Source organism: Blastococcus haudaquaticus (assembly GCF_900230285.1).
GTDB classification, from domain to species: Bacteria; Actinomycetota; Actinomycetes; order Mycobacteriales; family Geodermatophilaceae; genus Blastococcus_B; species Blastococcus_B haudaquaticus.
Window position 1 is genome coordinate 15568 of record NZ_OCNK01000006.1, and the last position, 21210, is coordinate 36777.

Here is a 21210-nt window from a genome sequence, read left to right on the forward strand (position 1 = left end):
CAGGAATGAACCACTGGGGCAGGAGTGGACGAATGAGGCGTGTGATCATGCGATCCGTGACCTCACCCCCGCGGCGGGCCGACGACGCCGAGGGGGATGCCGACGTCATCCGCCGCATCCGGGCGGGTGACCGGGGCGCGATCGATGACCTCTACGAGCGGTTCCGCCGGCCGGCGTTCGCCCTCGCCCGCCGAATCCTGGGCGACGACGCCCTGGCCGAGGACGTGCTGCAGGAGGTGTTCCTCAGCGTCTGGCGCGATCCGGCCGCGTTCGACCGGGGGCGGGGGAGCCTCTCCTCCTGGTTGCTGGCCGTCGTCCACCACAAGGCCGTCGATGCCGTGCGGCGCGAGGAGTCGCAGCGCAGACGGCAGGCGCAGGCCGAGGACGCCCTGGTCCTCGACGCCCCGACGGCCACGCGCGACGTAGAGGACGACGCCTGGACGCGACTGGTCGGGGAACAGGTGCGGACCGCCATGGGCGTCCTCTCCCCGGCCCAGCGCGAGGCGCTGACGCTCGCCTACTACGGCGGCTACACCCAGCGGGAGGTCGCCACGCTCACCGGCGCCCCGCTCGGCACCGTCAAGACCCGCATGCTGTCCGGGATGCGCCGCCTCAAGCAGGAGCTCGGCGGCGCGGCCGGGAGCGGTGCCCTGGACAGCGCGCCGTCCACCGAGGAGTTCCCCAGATGACCGCCGACCACCAGCACTACGACGAGCTGGCCGTGGGGTGGGCGCTGCACGCCCTGGAGCCCGAGGACGAGGCGACCTTCAACCGGCACCTGCCGGGTTGCGCCCGGTGCGCGGAGACCGTCGCGCAGACGACGGACGTCATGGGCGCCCTCGCCACCGACCTGGCGCCCGCCGAGCCGTCGCCGGCGCTGCGGGCCCGGCTGCGCGCCGCGGTCGAGGCGACCGAGCAGGTCCACCGGCCCGCCGTCGTCCCACCGCCGGCGGACGCGGCCGTGCCGGCCCCCCGGACCGCCCGCAGGCGCGCGCTCCCGCTGGCGCTCGTCGCCGCGGCGGTGGCGGCAGTGCTCGGGCTCGGGTTCTGGAACATCGGTCTGCGCTCCGACCGCGCGGAGCTGAGCTCGACCGTCGCCGACCAGCGGGACGTCCTCGACGCGCTGCTGAGCCCGGAGCGGGTCGTGCTCGAGCCGCTCGGCGCGGACGGGCGGCCGGTCGCCACGGTGGTGCCGCGCGGCGACGACATCGAGGTGCTCACCCACGGCCTGTCGGTCAACGACGCCGCGACCACCACCTACGTCGTCTGGGGCGTGGGCGACGACGGGGCCGAACCGCTGGGAACCTTCGACGTGGAGCGGTCACAGATCGAGCTGAGAACCGTAGGCTCCGGGCTGACCGGCCTCGACGACTACCCGCAGTTCGCCATCAGCCTCGAGCCCGGTCAGGAGGCTCCGTCGGAACCGACGGAGGTCGTCGCGACCGGGCAGGTGACCAGCTGAGCGAACACGGAACAGCGGCTCCACCGGAGCACGCCCACCGGGAGACGTCGGACCAGCGGCGGGCCCGCTACGACGCCGACGAGGTCCACAGCCTGCGCGAGCGGGTGGCCGGGACGAAGTGGCGCCGGCGGCTCGCCGCGCGCCGCACGCTGAACCACTCCTACCGGGTCGGCGTGGGAATCGTGGGCGGCCTCATCGTGGCGTTCGGACTCGTGACCATCCCCTTCCCCGGACCGGGCTGGCTCACCGTGATCGCCGGTCTCTTCGTCCTGGCCAGCGAGTTCACCTGGGCCGAGCGGCTGCTCGAGTTCACGAAGAAGCACGTCAAGCGCTGGACCGACTGGCTGACGGCGCAGCCGGTGTGGGTGCGGTTGCTCCTCGCGGCCGCCACGGCGGCCTTCGTCTACGGCGTCCTCGTCGTCACGCTCCACGTGATGGGGGTCCCCGACTGGGTGCCGGGGTGGGTGCCGCTCTGGCGGTGAGCTTCTGGCACAATCGTCGGCGCAGGACGCGGGGGCGATTGGCTCAGCGGTAGAGCGCTTCGTTCACACCGAAGAGGTCACTGGTTCGATCCCAGTATCGCCCACTCCTGCGGAGGGCCAGGTCAGCCGGACGACGGCGACCTGGCCCTTCGTCGTGTGGCCCTTCGTCGTTCCTCAGGCCGGCGGCTCGTACTCGACCAGCCGCAGCATGCCGTCCTCCATGTGGTGGTGGTTGTGGCAGTGGAACAACCACCGTCCCGGGTTGGTGGCGAGGAAGTCGAAGGTCACCTCACCGCCGCGCGAGGGGACGGTGACGGTGTCCTTCACCGGCCCCCGCCCCGACGCCGTCAGCACCTGGAAGTGGTGCCCGTGCAGGTGCATGGGGTGCCACTTCGCGCTGGTGTTCCGCATCGTGAACCGCACCCAGTCCCCGTCGGAGACCACCAGCGGGTCGGCGTCCGGATAGCTCTGGCCCCCGATCTGCGTCCCCGAGAGCGTGAGGTCGTACGAACGGTCCGGTGCGCCCGCGGGCAGCGGCAACGGCTCCCGCGCCACCAGTTGCTCGTAGCTGACCAGGCGGCCGTCCAGCTCGGCCGGTCGCTCGGCCACCGCGGGGGCCGTCGATGCCTCGCTGCCCGTGTACCGGAGCAGTGCCCGGCCCCAGCCGCCCCGGCCCTCGGGCTGCACGCCCACCTGCCAGACGCCGCCGGGCTGCGCGGCGTCGACCAGGACGTCGTAGCGCTCGCCCATCCCCAGCCGCAGGGCATCGACTGTCACCGGCTCCACCGGCATGCCGTCGGCGTGGGTGACGGTCAGGCGGTGGCCGGCGACGGCGAAGCGGAAGCCGGTGTCGGCGGCGATGTTCATGACCCGCAGCCGCAGCCGGTCACCCGGTCGCGCCGTCAGCACCGGCGCGTCCTCCGGCGGGCGCCCGTTGACCAACAGCAGGGGGTAGGAGCGGCCGCCGAAGGAGACGGCGTCGACCGGGTCGGGGTCGTCCCCGGCCCTGTCCTCCGCCCCGTGTCCGGCCGAGCTCTCCGCCCCGTGCCCGGCGTGGTCGTCCAGTCCGTCGCGCCAGTCGTCGAGCATCAGCGTGTACTCGGAGTCGTAGGCCAGCTCCTCGGTGCGCGGCTCGACGACCAGCGGCCCGTAGAGGCCCCGGTCCAGCTGCATGCCGACGTGCGCGTGGTACATGAACGACCCGGCGACGGGCGTCTCGAACTCGTAGGAGAACCCTTCGCCGGGGGCGACCGGGTCCTGGGTGATGCCCGGTACCCCGTCCATCCCGTTCGGCGGGGTGAGTCCGTGCCAGTGCACGGTGGTGTCCTCGGGCAGCTCGTTCGCCAGCTGCACGCGCAGGGTCTCCCCGGCCCGGAGGCGGATCTCCGGGCCCGGAACGGTGCCGTAGCCCCAGGTGGGCACCGCGTGACCGGCCAGGTCGACGCGCATCGGCGCGGCCGTCAGCCGCAGGGCCCCCGCTGTAGAGGGGCCTGCGGCCGACGGCCCGCGTCCGGAGCAGCCGGTGAGGAGGGAGAGTCCGGCGGCGGCCGTCAGCCCCAGGAACTGGCGTCGCGTCGCCGGCATCCGCGTCTCCCCGTCACTCAGCGGTGAACTCGGCGAACATGCCCAGGGTGAAGTGCGGCGGCCCGGCGCCCTCGGTGTCGTGCGTGGTCCCCTGGGGGACGAAGCAGGCGGCTCCGTACCGGCCCGGCTCCATGCGCAGGAACGTCGTCTCCGACTCTCCCGGGCCGGCGAAGACGACCCCGGCGAGCTGGATCATCGAAAAGACCTGCTCCTCCGGCTGGGCCAGCACCTCCTCGACGGGCATCGTGACGTCGTCGTTGATCCGGGCGAGGCCGATCTCGTGCATCTCCTCGCCCTCGTTGGTGAAGGTCATCGCCACCACGCCGCCCGGGACGGTGTCCGGCAGGCCCTCGTACTCGTAGTCGACGCCGGTGGCCTCGACGTGCTCGTAGCCGCACTCGGCGAGCATGTACTCGTCGATGTCGTCGTCGGCCTGCTGGAACTCCGGGCTCTCCATGACGGACGGGTCCCCGGCGAGGGCTTCGCGGACGAGTCCGGTGGCCTCGGTCACCGTCTCGGAGATCTCCTCGGGCGCGGCGTCCTCGACGTCGCCCAGGAGCGGCTCGACCGTGGCGCCGAACTCCTCCATGGCGGCCTGCTGCTCCTCCGGCGGCGCGGCCTCGTCGACCGGCGGGCCCATCGCGAAGGCCGCCTCGAGGTCGACGGACGCCTCGCAGAACGCGGCGGGGTCGGCATCGCTCTCGGACGTGCTCGTCTCCGCGGCCGCGGTGTCGTCGCCGCCCGGGTCGTCGGACCCGCAGGCCACCATCGTGGCGGCGAGCGCGAGGGTGGCGCCCCCGAGGACCCAGCGGCGCACCCCCCGGATACCTGTCGTGGTCTGCATGTTCTCCAACCTCTCTGCGGGGGGCGGCGGTTGCCGGCCGTGTCGACGGTGCAGGGTTGCGAGGTGGAGGGGCGTGTGGTGCGGCCGGATACACGGGTGGCTCACCGGGGCGCCGGGCGGCCTGCGATCCGTCACCGCTCGTTGCAGGAAGGGCTCGCTGAGTAGTACGACTCCGTACCGTTCCCGCCGGTACGGTCCGAGGGGTGACGACGGGACGACCGGTGGGCCGGGTCCAGGAGATCCGGGTCTTCCCGGTGCGGTCGCTGGCGGGGACCGCCGTGCCCACCGCCGCGATCGGTCCCGACGGTCTCGCGGGTGACCGGACGTGGACGGTCGTCGACGCGGACGGGCGGCCGGTGCGGGCCAAGGAGGCGCCGGGTATCGCCGGACTGGACGGCGCCGGAGTGGACGAGGAGCAGCTGTCCGCCGCCGCCGGCCGGCCCGTGCACCTGGCCGCACTCCCGCCGCAGCCCGGGGTCGCGCCCGTCCACCTCGTCTCCGAGCAGGCGATCGACCGGGCCGCACGGGGCGAGGTGCCGGAGGGCTGCTCGGCGGACGACCCCCGCGCGAACCTGCTGGTCTCCCTCGACGAGGGCGGCGACGAACGGGCCTGGGTCGGGCAGGAGGTGCGGATCGGCGACGCCGTGCTGCGGGTCACGAGGACGCCGAAGCACTGCCTCGGCGTCTACGCCGACGTCGTCACGCCGGGGACGGCGCAGGCGGGCGACGCCGTATTGCTGATCGGGAACCCCGGACCTTCGCACTAGGCTCGGGAGGCCGAATCCCTCCGAACCACCAGGAGTTCCTGTGTCGACCCCGCCCTCGCCGACCGCCACCACCCCGATCCGGGTGCCGGCCGGGACGACGGCGCAGCAGGCGCTCAAGGACGCCGGGATCCCGCTCAAGGGGCCCGACGGCGCGGTCGTGGTCCGGGACGTCGCCACCGGTGACCTCAGGGATCTCGCCTGGACCGCGGACGCCGACACCGAGGTCGAGCCGGTCGCCGCCTCGAGCCCCGACGGTCGCGCGGTCATCCGGCACTCCGCGGCCCACGTGCTGGCCCAGGCCGTGCAGGAACTGTTCCCCGGCACGAAGCTGGGCATCGGCCCGCCGGTCGAGAACGGCTTCTACTACGACTTCGACCCCGAGCGGCCGTTCACCCCCGAGGACCTCACCGCCCTCGAGAAGAAGATGACCGAGATCGTCCGCGCCGGGCAGAACTTCTCCCGCCGGGAGATCAGCGACGCCGAGGCCCGGGCCGAGCTCGCCCACGAGCCCTACAAGCTGGAGCTCATCGGCCTCAAGGGCGGCGCCGCCGAGGCGGCGGAGGGTGCCGACGTGGAGGTCGGCGGTGCCCAGCTGACCATGTACGACAACCTGGACCCGCGCACCGGCGAGCGGATCTGGACCGACCTGTGCCGCGGCCCCCACCTGCCGCGCACCAACGCCATCCCCGCGTTCAGCCTCACCCGGAGTGCCGCGGCCTACTGGCGCGGCAGCGAGAAGAACCCGCAGCTCCAGCGCGTCTACGGCACCGCCTGGGAGAGCAAGGACGCCCACAAGGCGTACCTCGAGCACCTGGCCGAGGCCGAACGGCGTGACCACCGCCGCCTGGGGGTGGAGCTCGACCTGTTCAGCTTCCCGGACGAGATCGGGTCCGGGCTCGCGGTCTTCCACCCCAAGGGCGGGGTGATCAAGCGCGAGATGGAGGACTACGTCCGCGCGCGGCACATCGAGGAGGGCTTCGACTACGTCGGCACCCCGCACATCACCAAGCGGGGTGTCTTCGAGACCTCGGGCCACCTGCCGTACTACGCCGACACCATGTTCCCGCCCATGGAGCTGGAGAACAGCGAGTACTACCTCAAGGCGATGAACTGCCCGATGCACAACCTGATCTTCAGGTCGCGCGGGCGGTCCTACCGCGAGCTGCCGCTGCGCTTCTTCGAGTTCGGCTCGGTCTACCGCTACGAGAAGTCCGGTGTCGTGCACGGCCTGACCCGCGTGCGCGGGCTCACCCAGGACGACTCGCACAGCTACGTCACCCCGGAGCAGGCGCCCGGGGAGATCCGGCACCTGCTGGCCTTCGTGCTCGGGCTGCTGAACGACTTCGGTCTCGACGACTACTACCTCGAGCTGTCCACCCGCGGCGACGACCCGGCGAAGCAGGGGAAGTTCATCGGGACCGACGAGGAGTGGGCCGTGGCCACCCGGGTGCTGGAGGACGCGGCGACGGAGACCGGCCTGGAACTGGTCCCCGACCCCGGCGGTGCCGCCTTCTACGGCCCGAAGATCTCCGTGCAGGCGCGCGACGCCATCGGCCGCACCTGGCAGATGTCGACCATCCAGTACGACTTCAACCAGCCGGCCCGCTTCGGCCTCGAGTACAGCGCCTCCGACGGGAGCCGCCAGCAACCGGTGATGATCCACTCGGCGAAGTTCGGATCCATCGAGCGGTTCTTCGGCGTCCTCACCGAGCACTACGCCGGTGCGTTCCCGGCCTGGCTGGCGCCGGTGCAGGTCGTCGGCATCCCGGTCACCGACGAGCAGGTGCCCTACCTGACCGACGTCGCGGTGAAGCTGCGGGCCCGCGGGCTCCGGGTGGAGATCGACGACTCCGACGACCGGATGCAGAAGAAGATCCGGACCGCGAGCAAGCAGAAGGTGCCGTTCGTGCTGATCGCCGGCGCCACCGACGCCGAGGCCGGCGCGGTGTCCTTCCGCTACCGCGACGGCTCGCAGAAGAACGGCGTCCCGGTCGACGAGGCGGTGGAGCAGGTCGCCGCGTGGGTGGCGTCGCGGTCCAACGTGGACCCGGTGGCCGCAGATCCGACGGACGTGCCCGCCGGATGACCGACGACGGACCCGGCAGGGCCTTCGAGCACCTCTGGACGCCCTACCGGATGGCCTACATCCGGGGCGAGGGCAAGCCGACCGGTGCCCACGACTGCCCGTTCTGCGTCATCCCGACCATGAGCGACGAGGACGGGCTGATCGTCGCGCGCGGCACGACGGTGTTCGCCGTCCTCAACCTGTACCCCTACAACGCCGGTCACCTGATGCTGGTCCCGTACCGGCACGTGCCGGACTACACCGACCTCACGTCCGAGGAGGTGGCGGAACTGGGCGCCTTCACGCAGACGGCCATGCGCACCGTCCGGACGGTCAGCGGCGCCCACGGGTTCAACATCGGCATGAACCAGGGTTCGGTCGCGGGCGCCGGCATCGCCGACCACCTGCACCAGCACGCCGTCCCGCGCTGGGGCGGGGACACCAACTTCATGCCCGTCATCGGCCTGACCCGCGTGCTCCCTCAGGTGCTCACCGAGACTCGTGCCCTCCTCGCCACCGCGTGGACCGAGCAGGCCCTCCCGGCCGCGTCGTCCGCCCGCCCCTCCACCTCCGCGTCCTCCACCCGCCCCTCCACCCCGACGGAGGCCTGAGTGCTCGGCAGCAACGCGCGCCCGGCCGTGGCCCGTTTCTGGGCGCCGGTCGTCGCCCGGCTGGGCCGGGCGGGCGTCACGCCCGACATGGTGACGATCATCGGCACCCTCGGCGCCGTCGCCTCCGCGGTCTTCCTGATCGGCAACGGCTTCCTGTTCTGGGGGTCGGCGGCGGTCACCGTCTTCGTCCTGCTGGACATGCTCGACGGGGCGCTCGCACGCGCCCGCGGTGGGGGATCGGTGTGGGGCGCCGTCCTCGACTCCACCGGCGACCGGGCCGCCGACGCGGCGATCTTCGGGGCGCTGGTCTGGTGGTACTCCGGCGAGGGCGACAACCGCCTCCTCGTGCTGCTGGCGCTCGTCTGCCTGGTGCTGGGGATCCTGACCTCCTACATCAAGGCGCGCGCCGAGGGCGTCGGGCTGTCGGCCGACGTCGGGATCGTCGAGCGCACGGAGCGGCTGATCCTGGTGCTCGTCGGTACCGGCTTCACCGGGCTCGGCATCCCCTACGCCGTCCACGTGGCCCTGTGGGTGCTCCTCGTCGGCAGCGCCGTGACCGTCGCGCAGCGCTTCCTCGCCGTCCGCCGGGCCGCCGCCGACCGCCCGCTGCCCGTGCCGCCGTCCCCGCCGGCGCCGTGAGCGGGACCCTCGTCGACCGGACGACCGCCCGGCTGACCGACGCCGGGTTCGCCGCCGGATGGCACGCGGTGCGGCTGCTGCCGGAGCCGGCGGCGCGGGCGGCCTTCGACCGGGCCGGGCGCTGGGCCGCCGGGCGCGACGGCAAGGGCACCCGCCAGCTGCGGGCCAACCTGCGCGTGGTGACCGGCGGCCGGCTGACCGAGACCGAGCTCGGCGACCTCACCACCCGGGCGGTCCGTTCCTACGCGCGCTACTGGCAGGAGGCCTTCCGGCTCCCGGCGATGAGCAGCGAGCGGATCGTCACCGGCACCGAGGTCGTCGGTCTCGAGCACCTGGAGAAGGGCCGCGCCGGCGGCCGGCCGGTCATCATGGCGTTGCCGCACAGCGGCAACTGGGACGCCGCCGGGGTGTGGTTCATCGACTGGCTCGGCGGGCCGTTCATGACCGTCGCGGAGCGGCTGAAGCCGGAATCGCTCTACGAGCGCTTCGTCGCCTTCCGGGAGTCGCTCGGCTTCCGGGTCGTCCCGCTGACCGGCGGGGAACGGCCCAGCACCGAGGTGCTGCGGAACTGGCTCGCGGACGGCGGCGCGACCTGCCTGCTCGTCGACCGCAACCTCGGCAGCGGGGGAGTGCCGGTCGACTTCTTCGGCCGGCCCGCGACGCTGCCCGGCGGCGCGGCCCTGCTCGCCGCGCAGACGGGCGCGGCCCTCATCCCGACGGTCTGCCAGTTCACCGGGCACGGGTGGCGCCTCGTCTTCTCGCCCGAGGTGCCGGTCGCCGGCCCCGGGCGGCTCAAGGACCGCGTGGGCGCCGCCATGCAGACCGTCGCGGACGCGTTCGCCGCCTCGATCGCCGACCGGCCGGAGGACTGGCACATGCTCGGCCGGATCTGGGCCGACGTGCCGCCGGACCCGCCCGCCGGGGCGGCGGAGAGCTCCTCCCCGAGCACGGCCGCCCCCTGATGCGCATCGGCCTGGTCTGCCCGTACCGCTGGGACGTCCCCGGCGGGGTGCAGTACCACGTGCGGGACCTGGCCGAGACGCTCCGCGGCCTCGGGCACCACGTGGAGATCCTCAGCCCGGCCGAGCGCGAGGAGTCCCTGCCGCCGCACGCGACCTTCGCCGGCCGGACCGTGCCGGTGCCCTACAACGGCTCCATGGCCAGCATGCAGTTCGGTCCGGTGTCGGCCTCCCGGGTGCGCCGCTGGCTGCGCGACGGGCACTTCGACGTCGTCCACGTGCACGAGCCGGCGTCGCCGTCGGTGTCCCTGCTCGTCTGCATGATCGCCAAGGGGCCGGTCGTGGCCACCTTCCACGCCGCGACCACACGGTCGAAGTGGCTCGCCGTCGTCGGTCCCTGGGCGACGCCGTGGCTGGAGCGGATCAGCGGCCGGATCGCCGTGTCGGACTTCGCCCGTCGCGTGCAGGTCGAGCACCTGGGCGGCGACGCGGTGATCATCCCGAACGGCGTGCACACCGGGTTCTTCGCCGAGGGGCCCACCCTGCCCGGATTCCGCCGGGGCGTCGACGGCCCGACCATCGGCTTCATCGGCCGCTACCTCGAGCCGCGCAAGGGTCTGCCCGTGCTGCTCGAGGCCCTGCGGACCGTCGTCCAGGAGCACCCGGGCGCCCGCCTGGTCATCGCCGGCCGCGGGGACGCCGAGGAGCTGTGGCCGCTGGTCGGGGAGGACCTCCGCCCGCACGTCACCCTGCTCGGTGAGGTCTCCGAGGCCGACAAGGCGGCGTTCCTGCGCTCGGTCGACGTGTACTGCGCGCCGAACCTGCTCGGGGAGTCCTTCGGCGTGATCCTCATCGAGGCGATGGCCGCCGGCGCGCCGATCGTCGCCAGCGATCTGGACGCCTTCGCCCGCGTGCTCGAGGACGGGAAGGCGGGGGTGCTCGTCCGGCGCGACGACGCAGCGGCGCTGGCCGGCGCGCTCGGCGAACTGCTGGGCGACCCGGCGCGACGGGCCGAGCTGTCCGCCCGCGGCCAGCAGGCCGCCGCGTCGTACGACTGGCAGCTGCTCGCCCGCCGGATCCTGGCCGTGTACGAGACGGTCGTGCCGCCCGGCGGCGGCGGGGTCGTCGCCGAGGACGACGCCGACTACCCGGGGGTGCCTCCGTGGCGGCGCAAGGCCCGCACGTCCCCAAACGGCTCGAGGCCCCGCTAGCCTGACGCCCCGTGACGCCCGACGCCTGGTTCCTCGTCGTCGGCGCGCTCCTGCTGGTCCTGGTCGCGTGGGTGACGTGGACGCTGACCCGGCTGAGCCGCCTGGAGGACCGCGTCGATCGTGCCTGGCTCGCCCTCGACACGCAGCTGCAGCGCCGTGCCGGCGTGGCGGAGCAGCTCGCCCGGGAGTACCCGGCGGCGGTGGGGGAGGACCGGGCCGAGTACCTCGCCGCGTTCGCGGCGGACGCCCGCCGCCCCGTCGACGGGGACCGGGAGCTGGCCGAGAACGCTCTGGGACGGGAGCTGCGGGAGCTGCCGGGGGACCTGCGCGGCGTGCCGGCCTCGCTGCGGACCGACCTGGAGGGCACCGTGATCCGGGTGGCCCTGGCCCGGCGCTTCTACAACGACGCCGTGCGGGACACCCAGGCCCTGCGCCGGTCGCGGCTGGCGCGGGTGCTGCGACTGCACGGCCGGCGCCCACTGCCCCGGTACTTCGACATCGACGACCGCCACGAGCAGGCGGCCGGTGCCGGGCGGCCGGCGACCTGACCCGCCGTACGATCGGTCCTCCGAAGAACGTCCGCCCGTCCCGAAGGCCACGCCGTGTCAGCGCAGACCCCCTCCACCGGAACCGATCGCGTCAAGCGCGGGATGGCCGAGCAGCTCAAGGGCGGCGTCATCATGGACGTCGTCACGCCCGAGCAGGCGAAGATCGCCGAGGACGCCGGCGCGGTGGCCGTGATGGCCCTGGAGCGCGTGCCCGCCGACATCCGCGCCGAGGGCGGGATCTCCCGGATGAGCGACCCCGACATGATCGAGGGCATCATCGGCGCCGTCTCCATCCCGGTGATGGCCAAGGCCCGCATCGGGCACTTCGTCGAGGCGCAGGTGCTCCAGGCGCTCGGGGTCGACTACATCGACGAGTCCGAGGTGCTCACCCCGGCCGACGAGGCCCACCACATCGCCAAGAGCGCGTTCACGGTGCCGTTCGTGTGCGGCGCGACGGACCTCGGCGAGGCGCTGCGGCGCATCTCCGAGGGCGCGGCGATGATCCGGTCCAAGGGCGAGGCAGGGACCGGCAACGTCGTGGAGGCCACCCGGCACATGCGGTCCATCCGCGCCGGCATCAAGGCGCTGGGCACGCTCGACGAGACCGAGCTGTTCGTGGCCGCGAAGGAGCTGCGCGCGCCCTACGACCTCGTGGTCGAGGTCGCCCGGCTGGGGAAGCTGCCCGTCGTCCTGTTCACCGCCGGCGGCATCGCCACCCCCGCGGACGCGGCGATGATGATGCAGCTCGGTGCCGAGGGTGTCTTCGTGGGCTCGGGGATCTTCAAGTCCGGTGACCCCGCCCAGCGCGCCGCCGCGATCGTGCAGGCGACGACCTTCCACGACGACCCCGATGTCATCGCCAAGGTGTCCCGCGGCCTGGGCGAGCCGATGGTCGGGATCAACGTCGCCACCCTGCCCGAGAGCGAGCGGTTCGCCACCCGGGGCTGGTGACCGACCCCGCCGTCGCGGACCGCATCGGGGGACTCGACCTCGCGCGCGGTCTGGCCGTGCTGGGGATGTTCGGTGCTCACCTGGACATCGGCACGGAGCTGACGAGGCACCCGTCCACCTGGGCGGCGGTCGTCGACGGCCGCTCGTCGATCCTGTTCGCCACCCTGGCAGGGGTCTCGATCGCGCTCCTCTCCGGCCGCACCAGGCCGGCCGACGGCGTCGACCTGGTCCGTGCCCGGTTGCGGATCACCGTGCGCGCCGCGTGGGTGTTCGCCATCGGCGCGGTGCTGGAGTGGCTGGACACCTTCGTCGCGATCATCCTCGGCGTCTACGCGGTGCTGTTCGTGCTGGCGCTGCCGTTCCTGCGCTGGCCGCCGCGGCGGCTGTTCCTCGCCGCGGGAGCCGTCGCGGTGGCCGGCCCGCCGCTGAACGTCCTCCTCGGGCAGGGCCTGTCGGTCGCCGACGCGGAGTCGCACTACGTCGCGGAACTGCTGGTCACCGGCAGCTACCCGGCCATGCTGTGGCTCGCGTTCCTCCTGGTCGGGCTGGCCGTGGGTCGCCTCGATCTCACCTCCGCCGGTGTGCGGGCGCGGCTGGCCGGGGCCGGGGCGGGCGCCGCCGTGCTGGGGTACGCGGGTGGCTGGACGAGCAACCGCGCCGTCGCGGACGGTGCCCCGTCCGGTGGGCCGTCGGCAGGTTTCGCCTCGCCCCTCGGGTCGTGGGAGGCCGCATGGCTGACCGGTGCCGAGCCGCACAGCGGCACGACGTCCGAGCTGGTCGGGTCCGGCGGGTTCGCCGTCCTCGTGATCGCCGGGTGCCTGGTGCTGGCGGACAGGCTGCCGCTGCTGACGGCACCCCTGCGCGCGGTCGGGGCGCTCGCGCTGTCGGTCTACACCGCGCAGATCGTCGTCCTGTGGGCGCTGCTCGCCGTCGAGCCGGACCGTCCGCGCGGCGTCGCCGTCTGGCTGGTCTTCACCGTCTCGGCGCTCGCCGGCGCCGCGGTGTGGCGGTGGAAGCTCGGGCGGGGGCCGCTGGAACGGCTGCTGACCTGGAGCTCCAGCCGGGCGGCCGCCGTCCCGCCGTCGGTGCGGCCGTAACCTTTCCCGTCGTGCCCGCCGTCCCCGCCCGCCCCGTCATCGGGGTGCTCGCGCTCCAGGGCGATGTCCGGGAGCACCTGGCCGCGCTCGCCGAGCAGGGCGCCGAGGCCGTTCCCGTCCGGCGGGCCGCCGAGCTGTCCGCCGTGGACGGCATCGTGCTGCCGGGTGGGGAGTCGACCACCATCGTGAAACTGGCCGTCCGGTCCGGCCTGCTCGACCTGCTGCGGGCAGCGGTGCGCGCGGGGCTGCCCGCCTACGGGTCGTGTGCCGGGATGATCCTGCTCGCCGACCGCATCCTCGATGCGCCGCCGGACCAGGAGACGGTGGGCGGGCTGGACGTGACGGTCCGCCGCAACGCCTTCGGCCGGCAGGTGGACTCCTTCGAGTCCGAGGTCGAGCTGGGGCTCGAGGGCGGGCCGCTGCACGCGGTCTTCATCCGCGCGCCGTGGGTGGAGGAGGCCGGCGAGGGCGTCGAGGTACTCGGGCGGGTCGTCGGCGGAGCGGCCGACGGTAGGATCGTCGCGGTCCGCCAGGGGAACCTGGTGGCCACGAGCTTCCACCCCGAGCTGACCGGGGACCGCCGGGTGCACGCGCTGTTCGTCGAAGTCGTGCGCCGTCACCTGGCCGAGCAGGCCGGCGCGGAGGCCGGGAACGAGAGGGGCACCCCATGAGCGGCCATTCCAAGTGGGCGACGACCAAGCACAAGAAGGCGGGGATCGACGCCAAGCGCGGCAAGCTCTTCGCCAAGCTGATCAAGAACATCGAGGTCGCCGCCCGCACCGGTGGCGGGGACCTCTCCGGTAACCCGACGCTGTTCGACGCCGTCCAGAAGGCGAAGAAGAGCTCGGTCCCCAACGACAACATCGACCGCGCGGTCAAGCGCGGAGCCGGCCTCGAGGCCGGTGGCGTCGACTACCAGTCGATCACCTACGAGGGCTATGCCGCGGCCGGCGTCGCCGTGCTCATCGAGTGCCTCACCGACAACAAGAACCGCTCGGCCATGGAGGTGCGGACGGCGATGACCCGCAACGGCGGGAACATGGCCGACCCGGGCTCGGTGTCCTACCTGTTCTCCCGCAAGGGCGTCATCGTCGTGCCCGCGACGGGCACCACCGAGGACGACGTGCTGATGGCCGTCCTGGACGCCGGCGCCGAGGAGGTCCGCGACCTCGGCGACACCTTCGAGATCGTGTGCGAGCCGGGCGACATCGTGGCCGTCCGCACCGCGCTGCAGGAGGCGGGCATCGAGTACGACTCGGCCGACATGGGCTTCGTGCCCAGCGTCCAGGTCGAGCTGGACGCCGACGGCGCCGCCAAGGTGTTCAAGCTGATCGACGCGCTCGAGGACCTGGACGACGTGCAGAACGTCTACGCGAACTACGACGTGTCCGACGACGTCCTGGAGACGATCGGCTAGCGGTGTGTCGGGGCCCGGCGTTCGCGCCGCACGGCTAGCCTCGGTCGAACAGGCGTTCGGCTGACCAGGGGGCTCCACATGCGCGTGCTCGGCATCGACCCGGGTCTCACCCGGTGCGGGTGGGGGGTCGTCGACGGCCGTCCCGGTTCCCGGCCCACGGCGATCGGGGTCGGGGTGCTGCGCACCATGGCCGAGCTCGACCTGGAGCTCCGGCTGCTGGAGCTGCACACCGCCGTGACGGCGCTGCTGCGCGAGCACCGGCCCGATGTGGTCGCGATCGAGCGGGTCTTCACGCAGAACAACAAGGGCACCGCGATGGGGACGGCGCAGGCCGCCGGCGTGGCCGCGCTCGCCGCCGCCCAGGCCGACCGTCCGGTCGCGTGGCACACGCCGAGCGAGGTCAAGGCCGCCATCTCCGGCAACGGCCGCGCGGACAAGGAGCAGGTCACCATGATGGTCACCCGGGTCCTGGGGCTGGCCAGTCCGCCCAAGCCGGCCGACGCCGCGGACGCGCTCGCACTGGCCGTCTGCCACGCCTGGCGCGGGCCGGCGCAGCAGCGGCTGCGGGTCGCCGCCCTGGCCGGTGGCATCGGCGCCCCCGTCGTGCAGCGCACGCTGCCCCGCTGGACGGGGATCGCCAAGTGATCGCGTCGGTCTCCGGCCGGGTGGCTGCGGTGTCTCCCGACGGTGCGGTCGTCGAGGTCGGTGGCATCGGCCTCGCCGTCCAGTGCACGCCGGGCACCATTGCCCGGCTCACCGTGGGGGAGGCCGCCCGCCTGTCGACCAGCCTGATCGTGCGCGAGGACTCGCTCACGCTCTACGGCTTCGCCGACGACGACGAGCGCCAGTTGTTCGAGCTGCTGCAGACCGCCAACGGCGTCGGGCCCCGGCTCGCCCAGGCGGTGCTCGCCATCCACCCGCCGCGCGAGGTCCGCCGCGCCGTCTCGACGGCCGACGTCAAGGCGCTCATGCAGGTGCCCGGCATCGGCAAGAAGGGCGCCGAGCGGCTCATCCTGGAGCTGCGCGACCGGCTCGGTTCGATCACCACCGACACGTCGCTGGACGCGCCGTCCGGGCTGCCGTCGGTGACGCCGGTGGCGCCGTGGCGCGATCAGCTCACCGCAGCCCTGATGAGCCTCGGCTGGAGCATCAAGGAGGCCGAGGGCGCGGTGCTGCAGCTCGCGCCCGTGGCCGACGAGCAGATCGTGGCGAACGGGTCGGTGGAGGTGGCGGTGCTGCTCAGGCAGGCCCTGCAGCTGCTGGGTAGGTCATGAGTTCGCCCTTCGACCGGCCGCTGGCCGGCTCCATCGCCGACGAGCTGGGGAAGGACACCTCGGTGTCGCCGCAGGCCGGGGACGAGGAGCGCGTGGTCGAGTCCGCGCTGCGCCCGCACTCGCTGCACGACTTCATCGGCCAGCCCAAGGTCGCCCGCCAGCTCGCTCTGGTCCTCGAGGGCGCCAAGCGGCGGGGCCGGCCGCCGGACCACGTGCTGCTCTCCGGGCCGCCCGGCCTGGGCAAGACCAGCCTCGCGCTGATCATCGGGTCCGAGCTGGGCACCTCGGTGAAGATCACCAGCGGCCCGGCGATCGAACGCTCGGGCGATCTCGCCGCGATGCTCTCCAACCTCTCGCCCGGCGACGTGCTGTTCATCGACGAGATCCACCGGATCGCCCGCCCCGCCGAGGAACTGCTGTACATGGCGATGGAGGACTTCCGCGTCGACGTCGTCGTCGGCAAGGGGCCGGGCGCCACGGCGATCCCGCTGGAGATCAGCCCGTTCACGCTCGTCGGCGCCACCACGCGGGCAGGCCTGCTGACGGGGCCGCTGCGCGACCGCTTCGGCTTCGTCGGGCAGATGGAGTTCTACGAGCCCGCCGAGCTGCAGCTGGTGCTGCGGCGGAGCGCCGACCTGCTGGGGGTGGAGCTCACCGACGACGGGTCCGCGGAGATCGCCGGCCGCTCGCGCGGGACCCCGCGCATCGCCAACCGGCTGCTGCGCCGCGTGCGCGACTACGCCGAGGTCGAGGCCGACGGCCGGGTGACCCGCGAGGTCGCGCAGGCCGCGCTGGCGCTCTACGACGTCGACGTGCTCGGTCTGGACCGGCTCGACCGCGCCGTGCTGGAGGCGCTCGTCGTCCGGTTCGGGGGCGGACCGGTCGGCGTCGCCACGCTCGCCGTGGCCGTGGGGGAGGAGTCCAACACCGTCGAGGAGGTGTGCGAGCCCTTCCTCGTGCGCGCCGGGCTGCTGGCGCGGACGCCCCGGGGGCGGGTGGCCACCGAGGCGGCATGGCACCACCTCGGGCACCCGCTGCCCCGCGGCGGAGCGCTGATCAGCGGTGCCGGTGGGTCCTTCGGCGGGGGGACCGGCGCACCGACGACCCCGGGTGCGTCGTCAGAGCCCCTGTTCGGCGCATAGACTCCCGCTCGCTGGCGCGCAACTCGTCCGGCCGTGGCCGCGCGCGTCCCGTCCGGTCGCCTGCGCGCCGCAGCTGACCGACGCATTCGAGCGGTCCCCGTCCCGGGGCCGCACCCACCGCGGAGCAGGCCGCGCGGTAGAGAGGCACATCTGTCGTGGAGCAGTACTTCCCGATCATCATCCTGGGCCTGCTGGCCGTCATGCTCTTCGTCCTGCCGGCCCGGCAGCGCAAGCGCATGCAGGCGCAGGCGCAGGAGATGCAGGACTCCCTGACCGTCGGCACCCCGGTCATGACGACCAGCGGCCTGCACGGCACGGTCGCGGCCCTGGCCGAGAAGACGGTCGACCTGGAGATCGCTCCGGGCATCGTCGTCACCTTCGCCCGGCCGGCGATCCTGGAGATCCGCAAGCCGCTCGGGGACCCCGGGCACGCGGCGACCGACGAGGGCACCGACAGCGGTACCCCCGGCGCGACCGGCGGACGGCCCGCCGACGGCACCCTCTGACCCGGGGAACCACCGTGGCCAACCGCTCCCTGCCGGCAGGCCGGTACTTCGCTGCCTTCCTGCTGATCGTCGCCATCCTGTACGGGCTCATCTACTTCACCGGCAGCGTCCGCACGCCCCAGCTCGGCCTCGACCTGCGTGGCGGGACGACGGTCACCCTCGCCGCCCGCACGCCGGACGGTCAGGCGCCCGCACCGGAGGACCTGGAGCTGGCCCGCCAGATCATCGAACAGCGGGTCAACGGCCTCGGGGTTGCCGAGGCCGAGGTGGTCACCGAGGGCGACTCGAACATCGTCATCTCGGTCCCGGGTGACAACGGCGACCAGGCGCGGGAGCTGGGCCAGACGGCGCAGCTGCGCTTCCGGCCGGTCATCTCCGGCCCCGAGCCGGCCACGCCGGCGACGCCGGAGAGCTCGGCCCCCAGCGACGACGCCGCCGCGACGGACCCGGCGGCCGCCACCGACGGGGCGGAGCCCACCGCCGCGGGGTCCACCGACCCCGCCGAGCCCACCGGCACCGCCGCGCCGTCCGGGGATGCGGTCGAGGACCCCGAGGCCGACACCTCCCGGCCCCCCGTCACCCAGGAGGAGGCCGCCGCCGAGTTCGCCACCCTCACCTGCGAGAACGAGGCGCCGGGCACCGTGGACCGGCCCGACGACTTCGTCGCCTCCTGCAGCGAGGACGGAACGGCCAAGTACCTGCTCGGCCAGGCGGTCGTCGAGGGCACCGACGTCACCGATGCCACGGCCGGGACCCGGGCCGGCACGGGTGAGTGGATCGTCCAGCTCGACTTCAACTCCCAGGGGTCGGCGGCCTGGGCCGCCTTCACCGGGGCCAACGTGGGCAGCTCGGTCGGCATCACGCTCGACGGCCGGGTCATCTCGGCGCCGACGATCAACCAGGCCATCGCGGGCGGCACGGAGATCTCCGGCAGCTTCACGCAGGAGTCGGCCACCGACCTGGCCAACCAGCTCAAGTACGGCGCGCTGCCGTTGAGCTTCACGCAGGCCACCGCGCAGTCGATCTCGACCGAGCTCGGTGAGGAGCAGCTCCGGGCGGGCCTGCTCGCCGGAGCCCTCGGCATCGCGCTCGTCTTCCTGTACTCCCTGGTCTACTACCGGCTGCTCGGCCTGGTGATGATCGCCAGCCTGGTCCTGTCCGGAATCGTGGTCTACGCCTGCCTGGTGCTGCTGGGCCGGCAGATCGGCTTCACGCTGAGCCTGGCCGGCATCGCCGGCTTCATCGTCGCCCTCGGCATCACCGCGGACTCCTTCGTCGTCTACTTCGAGCGGATCAAGGACGAGATCCGGGAGGGCCGCAGCTTCCGTTCGGCGGTTCCCCGCGCGTGGGTCCGCGCCCGCCGCACCATCCTGTCGGCCGACGCGGTCAGCTTCCTGGCGGCCGCGATCCTGTACTGGCTGGCGATCGGTGACGTGAAGGGTTTCGCCTTCACCCTGGGCATGTCGACGGTCCTGGACCTGATCGTGGTCTTCCTCTTCACCCACCCGCTGATGTCGGTGCTGTCCCGGTTCCGGTGGTTCGGCAGCAGCCGCATCTCCGGTCTCGGCCGGGTGGAGCACACCCGCCGTCCTGCCCACAGCCCGGCGGCCGACCGCGACCTGGTCGGCGCCGGCGCAGACAGGAGCACCTCATGACCCGCACCCCCGACGACGGGACCGAGACCGGGACCGTCGAGCAGGTCTCCGACGAGCGGACGCTGGCCGACGCCGGCCTCCCGCAGGAGGACGGCCCCGCGGCGCCGGCGTCCCGCACCGGTCGCGGCTTCCGCGGCCTGGGTCACCGGCTCTACAACGGCGAGGCGGGGCTGGACGTCGTCGGCAACAGCCGGCTGATCTACCGGATCACCGCCGTCGTCGTCGCGCTCTGCCTGCTGTCGATGGTCTTCCGCGGCTTCAACTTCGGCATCGACTTCGCGGGCGGAAACAGCTTCCGGCTGCCCGGCAGCGAGCAGCAGCTCGAGGAGGTGCGGACGGCGGCCGAGGAGGCCGGCGCCGAGGTGGCCACGGCCCAGATCGTGGGCGGCGACACCGTCCTCCTGCGCACCGGCGCCCTGGACAACGACGCCGAGCGGACGGTCGTGGCAGCGATCGCCGAGGCCGCCGGGGTGGAGCCGGGCGACGTGAGTCCCGAGGCGGTGAGCGCCGACTGGGGACGCGACATCACCGACCAGGCGCTGATCGCCCTGGTGGTGTTCCTCGTCGCGGTGGTGCTGTTCCTGGCGCTCCGCTTCCAACCGAAGATGGCCATCGGCGCGATGGCCGCCCTGGTGCACGACATCGTCGTGACGGCGGGCGTCTATGCGCTGATCGGGTTCGAGGTCACGCCGTCCACGGTGATCGGCTTCCTGACGATCCTGGGCTTCTCGCTGTACGACACCGTGGTCGTCTTCGACAAGGTCGACGAGAACGTCAAGGACCTCGAGCGCAGCGCCCGCATGACGTGGAGCGAGGCGGCCAACCTGGCGGTCAACCAGACGCTGATGCGCTCGATCAACACCTCGGTGATCGCGCTGCTCCCGGTGGCCGGGCTGCTGTTCGTCGGCGCCGGGCTGCTGGGCGTGGGCACCCTCAAGGACCTCGCCCTGGTGCTGTTCGTCGGGCTCGCGGCCGGCACGTACTCCTCGATCGTGCTGGCCACTCCCATCGTGGCCGACCTCAAGGAGCGCGAGCCGGAGGTGCAGGCCCTGCGCCGGCGCGTCCAGGCCCGCCGGTCGTCGGCAGCCCGCCAGGCCGGGAGCCGAGGCCCGGTCCCCACCGGTCCGGTCGCCAGCGCCCGCCGCGCCCGGCCGGCCCGCGGCGGGGTCGCGGTCGCCGAGCTCCCGGACTCCGTCGAGGCCGACGTCGTCATCGAGTCGCCGTCCACCGTGCGCCGTGAGGGCGGCGGCAGCGGCTCCACCGTGGCGCCCCGGCCCGGAACCCGTCCGCATCGACCCGGGGCGAAGGGCCGCCCGCCCGCGAAGAAGCGCCGGTGACGCAGACAGTCGCGCCCGGCGAGCAGCCGCTCGACGAGCTGATCGCCTCCCTCACGGTCGACATCCCCGACCACCCCGAGCCGGGCGTCCTCTTCCGTGACCTGACGCCCGTCTTCGCCGACGGGCCCGCGTTCGGCCGCATGGTCAGGGGACTGGCCGCGCCGGCAGTCTCCGATCCGCGGGTGGCAGCCGTGGCGGGCGGCGCCGACGATCCCGGGTACGACGTCGTCGTGGGCGTCGAGGCGCGCGGCTTCCTGCTCGCGGCGGCCGTCGCCTACCACCGGGGCGTCGGGGTGGTCCCCGTCCGCAAGGCCGGCAAGCTGCCGCGCGAGCGGATCGCCGCCGACTACTCCCTCGAGTACGGGACGGCGACGCTGGAGCTGCACGCCGACTCGATCCGGCCCGGCGCCCGTGTCCTCGTCGTCGACGACGTGCTGGCCACGGGCGGCACGCTCGGCGCGACCGTCGGGCTGGTCGAGCAGCTCGGCGGCGTCGTCACCGCCGTGTCGGTCGTCGTGGAACTGGTGGCGCTGGCCGGCCGGGAACGGCTGTCCCCGCACACCGTGCACGCCCTCTGGACCGCCTGACCGAGGGGGACGTCACCCCCGTTCGGGTCCCGCCGGTCCATGCGACGGGCGCGGCCCCGCTAGCATGGAACG

23 protein-coding genes and 1 tRNA gene are annotated in these 21210 nt (G+C 73.4%); 22 read left to right on the forward strand and 2 right to left on the reverse strand.

The genetic code is table 11. The annotated features are described in order from the left end of the window. Positions 1 to 47: 47 nt before the first annotated feature. The 4 genes from CRP30_RS19610 (at position 48) to CRP30_RS19625 (ending at position 2048) form a co-directional block, all read left to right on the forward strand. Positions 48 to 689, forward strand: a complete 642-nt coding sequence (locus CRP30_RS19610; protein ID WP_235003566.1) for a sigma-70 family RNA polymerase sigma factor — start codon at positions 48 to 50, stop codon at positions 687 to 689. Beyond that, complete coding sequence (locus CRP30_RS19615; protein ID WP_097185715.1) at positions 686 to 1462, forward strand: anti-sigma factor; 777 nt, start codon at positions 686 to 688, stop codon at positions 1460 to 1462. Before CRP30_RS19610 ends, CRP30_RS19615 begins: the two co-directional genes overlap by 4 nt. A gap of 104 nt (positions 1463 to 1566) precedes the next feature. Next, entirely contained in the window at positions 1567 to 1944 is a 378-nt protein-coding gene (locus CRP30_RS19620) for a TIGR02611 family protein (protein ID WP_097185716.1), read from the forward strand. A gap of 32 nt (positions 1945 to 1976) precedes the next feature. Beyond that, a tRNA-Val gene (locus tag CRP30_RS19625) sits at positions 1977 to 2048 on the forward strand. Between the two features lie 70 nt (positions 2049 to 2118). On the opposite strand, the gene CRP30_RS19630 is transcribed toward CRP30_RS19625, so the two are convergent. Beyond that, complete coding sequence (locus tag CRP30_RS19630) at positions 2119 to 3528, reverse strand: multicopper oxidase family protein (RefSeq protein WP_097185717.1); 1410 nt, start codon at positions 3526 to 3528, stop codon at positions 2119 to 2121. A gap of 13 nt (positions 3529 to 3541) precedes the next feature. Continuing rightward, positions 3542 to 4372, reverse strand: a complete 831-nt coding sequence (locus CRP30_RS19635; RefSeq protein ID WP_143278508.1) for a hypothetical protein — start codon at positions 4370 to 4372, stop codon at positions 3542 to 3544. A gap of 203 nt (positions 4373 to 4575) precedes the next feature. On the opposite strand from CRP30_RS19635, the gene CRP30_RS19640 reads away from it, so the two are divergent. From CRP30_RS19640 to CRP30_RS19725, 18 genes are all read left to right on the forward strand, one after another. After that, entirely contained in the window at positions 4576 to 5139 is a 564-nt protein-coding gene (locus CRP30_RS19640) for an MOSC N-terminal beta barrel domain-containing protein (protein ID WP_235003567.1), read from the forward strand. Positions 5140 to 5179: 40 nt separating this feature from the next. After that, complete coding sequence (thrS, locus tag CRP30_RS19645; protein WP_097185720.1) at positions 5180 to 7225, forward strand: threonine--tRNA ligase; 2046 nt, start codon at positions 5180 to 5182, stop codon at positions 7223 to 7225. After that, positions 7222 to 7815 carry an HIT family protein gene (locus CRP30_RS19650; protein WP_304528908.1) on the forward strand — a complete coding sequence of 198 codons (594 nt, stop codon included), beginning with the start codon at positions 7222 to 7224 and terminating at the stop codon, positions 7813 to 7815. Before thrS ends, CRP30_RS19650 begins: the two co-directional genes overlap by 4 nt. Next, positions 7816 to 8454: a phosphatidylinositol phosphate synthase gene (pgsA, locus tag CRP30_RS19655; RefSeq protein ID WP_097185721.1), complete on the forward strand. Its 639-nt coding sequence runs from the start codon at positions 7816 to 7818 to the stop codon at positions 8452 to 8454. Further along, on the forward strand, positions 8451 to 9416 hold the full coding sequence (locus tag CRP30_RS19660; RefSeq protein ID WP_097185722.1) for a phosphatidylinositol mannoside acyltransferase: 966 nt from the start codon (positions 8451 to 8453) through the stop codon (positions 9414 to 9416). The genes pgsA and CRP30_RS19660 overlap by 4 nt, the downstream gene beginning before the upstream one ends. Further along, entirely contained in the window at positions 9416 to 10624 is a 1209-nt protein-coding gene (locus tag CRP30_RS19665) for a glycosyltransferase family 4 protein (protein ID WP_097185723.1), read from the forward strand. The genes CRP30_RS19660 and CRP30_RS19665 overlap by 1 nt, the downstream gene beginning before the upstream one ends. Before the next feature lie 11 nt (positions 10625 to 10635). Beyond that, entirely contained in the window at positions 10636 to 11172 is a 537-nt protein-coding gene (locus tag CRP30_RS19670; RefSeq protein ID WP_097185724.1) for a LemA family protein, read from the forward strand. Positions 11173 to 11226: 54 nt separating this feature from the next. Next, positions 11227 to 12123 (forward strand): pyridoxal 5'-phosphate synthase lyase subunit PdxS, encoded by an 897-nt coding sequence (gene pdxS / locus CRP30_RS19675; RefSeq protein WP_097185725.1) that lies wholly within the window; start codon positions 11227 to 11229, stop codon positions 12121 to 12123. Then, complete coding sequence (locus CRP30_RS19680) at positions 12120 to 13220, forward strand: heparan-alpha-glucosaminide N-acetyltransferase domain-containing protein (RefSeq protein ID WP_097185726.1); 1101 nt, start codon at positions 12120 to 12122, stop codon at positions 13218 to 13220. The genes pdxS and CRP30_RS19680 overlap by 4 nt, the downstream gene beginning before the upstream one ends. Positions 13221 to 13231: 11 nt before the next feature. Further along, on the forward strand, positions 13232 to 13891 hold the full coding sequence (pdxT, locus tag CRP30_RS19685) for a pyridoxal 5'-phosphate synthase glutaminase subunit PdxT (protein WP_097185727.1): 660 nt from the start codon (positions 13232 to 13234) through the stop codon (positions 13889 to 13891). After that, positions 13888 to 14637, forward strand: a complete 750-nt coding sequence (locus tag CRP30_RS19690; protein WP_097185728.1) for a YebC/PmpR family DNA-binding transcriptional regulator — start codon at positions 13888 to 13890, stop codon at positions 14635 to 14637. The genes pdxT and CRP30_RS19690 overlap by 4 nt, the downstream gene beginning before the upstream one ends. A gap of 78 nt (positions 14638 to 14715) precedes the next feature. Beyond that, a complete protein-coding gene (gene ruvC, locus CRP30_RS19695) occupies positions 14716 to 15282 on the forward strand; it encodes a crossover junction endodeoxyribonuclease RuvC (RefSeq protein ID WP_097185729.1) in 567 nt (188 codons plus the stop codon). Continuing rightward, entirely contained in the window at positions 15279 to 15911 is a 633-nt protein-coding gene (gene ruvA, locus CRP30_RS19700) for a Holliday junction branch migration protein RuvA (RefSeq protein ID WP_097185730.1), read from the forward strand. Before ruvC ends, ruvA begins: the two co-directional genes overlap by 4 nt. Further along, positions 15908 to 17053, forward strand: coding sequence for a Holliday junction branch migration DNA helicase RuvB (ruvB, locus tag CRP30_RS19705; protein ID WP_097185731.1), 1146 nt, complete (start codon positions 15908 to 15910; stop codon positions 17051 to 17053). The genes ruvA and ruvB overlap by 4 nt, the downstream gene beginning before the upstream one ends. A 155-nt stretch (positions 17054 to 17208) precedes the next feature. After that, positions 17209 to 17559, forward strand: coding sequence for a preprotein translocase subunit YajC (yajC, locus tag CRP30_RS19710; protein ID WP_235003568.1), 351 nt, complete (start codon positions 17209 to 17211; stop codon positions 17557 to 17559). 14 nt (positions 17560 to 17573) lie between these two features. Beyond that, positions 17574 to 19214, forward strand: a complete 1641-nt coding sequence (gene secD, locus CRP30_RS19715; protein ID WP_097185732.1) for a protein translocase subunit SecD — start codon at positions 17574 to 17576, stop codon at positions 19212 to 19214. Beyond that, positions 19211 to 20551 carry a protein translocase subunit SecF gene (gene secF / locus CRP30_RS19720; RefSeq protein WP_097185733.1) on the forward strand — a complete coding sequence of 447 codons (1341 nt, stop codon included), beginning with the start codon at positions 19211 to 19213 and terminating at the stop codon, positions 20549 to 20551. The genes secD and secF overlap by 4 nt, the downstream gene beginning before the upstream one ends. Beyond that, positions 20548 to 21138 (forward strand): adenine phosphoribosyltransferase, encoded by a 591-nt coding sequence (locus tag CRP30_RS19725; RefSeq protein ID WP_097185734.1) that lies wholly within the window; start codon positions 20548 to 20550, stop codon positions 21136 to 21138. The genes secF and CRP30_RS19725 overlap by 4 nt, the downstream gene beginning before the upstream one ends. The last annotated feature ends 72 nt before the right edge of the window (positions 21139 to 21210 follow it).

Bases quoted from the DNA above. Each gene is read 5' to 3' on its own strand.
- CRP30_RS19615 (WP_097185715.1), top strand. From the start codon at position 686: ATGACCGCCGACCACCAGCACTACGACGAGCTGGCCGTGGGGTGGGCG.
- CRP30_RS19665 (WP_097185723.1), top strand. From the start codon at position 9,416: ATGCGCATCGGCCTGGTCTGCCCGTACCGCTGGGACGTCCCCGGCGGG.
- ruvC (WP_097185729.1), top strand. From the start codon at position 14,716: ATGCGCGTGCTCGGCATCGACCCGGGTCTCACCCGGTGCGGGTGGGGG.
- secF (WP_097185733.1), top strand. From the start codon at position 19,211: ATGACCCGCACCCCCGACGACGGGACCGAGACCGGGACCGTCGAGCAG.
- ruvB (WP_097185731.1), top strand. From the start codon at position 15,908: ATGAGTTCGCCCTTCGACCGGCCGCTGGCCGGCTCCATCGCCGACGAG.
- CRP30_RS19610 (WP_235003566.1), top strand. From the start codon at position 48: ATGCGATCCGTGACCTCACCCCCGCGGCGGGCCGACGACGCCGAGGGG.
- CRP30_RS19690 (WP_097185728.1), top strand. From the start codon at position 13,888: ATGAGCGGCCATTCCAAGTGGGCGACGACCAAGCACAAGAAGGCGGGG.
- CRP30_RS19630 (WP_097185717.1), bottom strand. From the start codon at position 3,528: ATGCCGGCGACGCGACGCCAGTTCCTGGGGCTGACGGCCGCCGCCGGA.
- CRP30_RS19635 (WP_143278508.1), bottom strand. From the start codon at position 4,372: ATGCAGACCACGACAGGTATCCGGGGGGTGCGCCGCTGGGTCCTCGGG.
- CRP30_RS19650 (WP_304528908.1), top strand. From the start codon at position 7,222: ATGACCGACGACGGACCCGGCAGGGCCTTCGAGCACCTCTGGACGCCC.